This window comes from Phytoactinopolyspora endophytica, assembly GCF_004138495.1.
Taxonomy (GTDB): Bacteria; Actinomycetota; Actinomycetes; order Jiangellales; family Jiangellaceae; genus Phytoactinopolyspora; species Phytoactinopolyspora endophytica.
Genome location: NZ_ML142850.1, coordinates 119,960 through 122,014, shown reverse-complemented (window position 1 = coordinate 122,014; position 2,055 = coordinate 119,960). Strand labels below are relative to the sequence as shown.

Sequence of the window (2,055 nt, the reverse complement as noted above, 5' to 3'; positions counted from 1 at the left end):
CCTCCAATCGTCTCAGGAGCCGACGGCTCGGCCGAGGCCTCGCCTGTCAGCCGCGCGCCCGGGCCCGTCAACGCGGGCGTGAACTTCACCGCATCGACCAGCTCGTCGATGGCCGCCTGGCGATCCCCGGAGACGATGGCCTCCGAGAAACAGGTCTCGAGATGGTTGTGCAACATCACCCGATTCGCTCGTTCCAATGACGCCTGTACCGCCGAGATCTGCTTCATTACGTCTACGCAGTACGCATCCGACTCCAACATCCGCACGATCCCGTCCAAGTGACCCCGGACCGTCTTCAGCCGGTTCGCCGCGTCCTTCTTCCGCGCTGTCAACTGCTCCATAGCACTGCTCCTCTCCACCCCACCGGGGGTGGGGTCAATCCACACCGTAGCTCGCATGTGCGCCGTACGTCCACGTAGTGTCCCGCGGCTGTTCGGTGCGTGACCGTGCGAGTTCCGATGGGGAGCGAACCTCCGCACCTATCGCCGCGGCGGCTGCGATGCCCTTCCTCGATAATGACCTAACGTGCTTAGGTCTGCATGGCGTGGCGGCGTAGGCTGGCTGGCGTCGCGCGGTGCGGAAGAGTCTTGAATGCGCCGAGAGGGAAGGCGGGAGGGTTCGGTGCCGAAGTTCGGTGAACTCGAAGCCGTGATCATGGATGAGGTGTGGCAGGCGGGCGAGCCTGTGCTCGTTCGTGATGTCGTGCAGGCACTTCAACGTGAGCGTGAGGTGGCGTACACGACGGTGCAGACGGTCATGGAGATCTTGTTCCGTAAGGGGTGGCTGGCTCGGGAGAAGGATCGGCGGGCGTATCGTTACTGGGCTCGTCAGCCCCGGGAGGAGTACACGGCGCAGTTGCTGAGCGAGGCCTTCGACACGACGTCGGACCGGGGCGCGGCGTTTTCCCGGCTGCTGCAAGATCTGCAACCCGGTGAGATCGCCGAGCTGGGACAGGCGCTGGAGGAGGCCAGGAAGCGGGGGATTGGCGAGTGAGCGTCGCGTTGATCTTGTGGTGCTACGCCGCCGTACTGGCTACTGTCGGCGCGACGACCCTGCGGCGTGCGGGCTGGACGGATCGGGCGCCTCGGTTGGCGATCGCAGCGTGGCAAGCGTTATCGCTGTCGATCGTCCTTGCAACCGTGTTCGGTAGCCTCGCGCTTGCCGTGCCGATTCCACAGGTGAGTGCGAACCTGGCCGAGCTGGTCGAGTCGTGCGCGATGGCCGTGCAAGCGCGGTATGCCACGCCTGGAGGTGCCACGCTAGCCACCGGCGGTCTGGTGCTGGCGGCCTTGATCGCGGTCCGTGGCGTGTATTGCTCGATGCTCGAGTTCTCTCACTCCGCGGCGGTGCGACGACGCCACCGCGAGACCTTGGCTCTCGTCGGGCGCGCAGCCGAAGACACGGGTGTGACGTTGCTTGACGACGATCGGCCTTATGTCTACTGCGTTGCTGGACGACGGCACCGAATCGTGATGACCACCGGCGCCCACACCAGGCTGGAGAGGGCCCAGCTGGACGCGGTGCTGGCGCACGAACGCGCTCATCTGCGCGAGCGTCATCACCTTGCTCTGGCCGCGGCCGCGGCTCTGGTGCGAGCGTTCGGATGGCTTTGGGCGTTCCGGGTCGCGCGCGATGAGGTCACGCGGCTGGTCGAGCTGTCAGCCGACGACGCGGCCAGCCGGACGGAACACCGGCTGAGCCTGGCCGAAGCGATGCTCACGTTGTCGGCCGGCGCACCACCAAGCGGAACACTCGCCGCGACCGGTTCGACGACTGCCACCCGGATACGCCGGCTCATCACCGGCCATCGGCCACTGGCGGCATGGACTGGTGCGTTGGGAATGACGTCCGCACTGGCCCTGGTCGTCGCTCCATTGATTGCCCTGGCCACGCCGGCCATGACAGCCGGCCCGGACTGTTGCGGCAACGAGCCCGCAAGGTTCGCCGCCGCTGACGAATGCGCGGCGGTGAACCGGGACTGCTGGTGATGGCGGCCTTTGCGAGCATGGATGACGGACGACGTCACGCTGGTGGCGTCTACGCGGCGAACAGCAG

3 protein-coding genes are annotated in these 2,055 nt (G+C 66.4%); 2 read left to right on the top strand and 1 reads right to left on the bottom strand.

The window, feature by feature from the left end; genetic code table 11:
* Positions 1-341: metal-sensitive transcriptional regulator (locus ELR45_RS34545; protein WP_165367455.1), on the bottom strand; the 341-nt coding region annotated here is incomplete at its 3' end.
* 280 nt (positions 342-621) lie between these two features.
* On the opposite strand from ELR45_RS34545, the gene ELR45_RS03895 reads away from it, so the two are divergent.
* Together ELR45_RS03895 and ELR45_RS03890 are read left to right on the top strand one after the other, a co-directional pair.
* Complete coding sequence (locus ELR45_RS03895; protein WP_205855856.1) at positions 622-993, top strand: BlaI/MecI/CopY family transcriptional regulator; 372 nt, start codon at positions 622-624, stop codon at positions 991-993.
* On the top strand, positions 990-1,988 hold the full coding sequence (locus ELR45_RS03890) for a M56 family metallopeptidase (protein ID WP_129663631.1): 999 nt from the start codon (positions 990-992) through the stop codon (positions 1,986-1,988). The genes ELR45_RS03895 and ELR45_RS03890 overlap by 4 nt, the downstream gene beginning before the upstream one ends.
* The last annotated feature ends 67 nt before the right edge of the window (positions 1,989-2,055 follow it).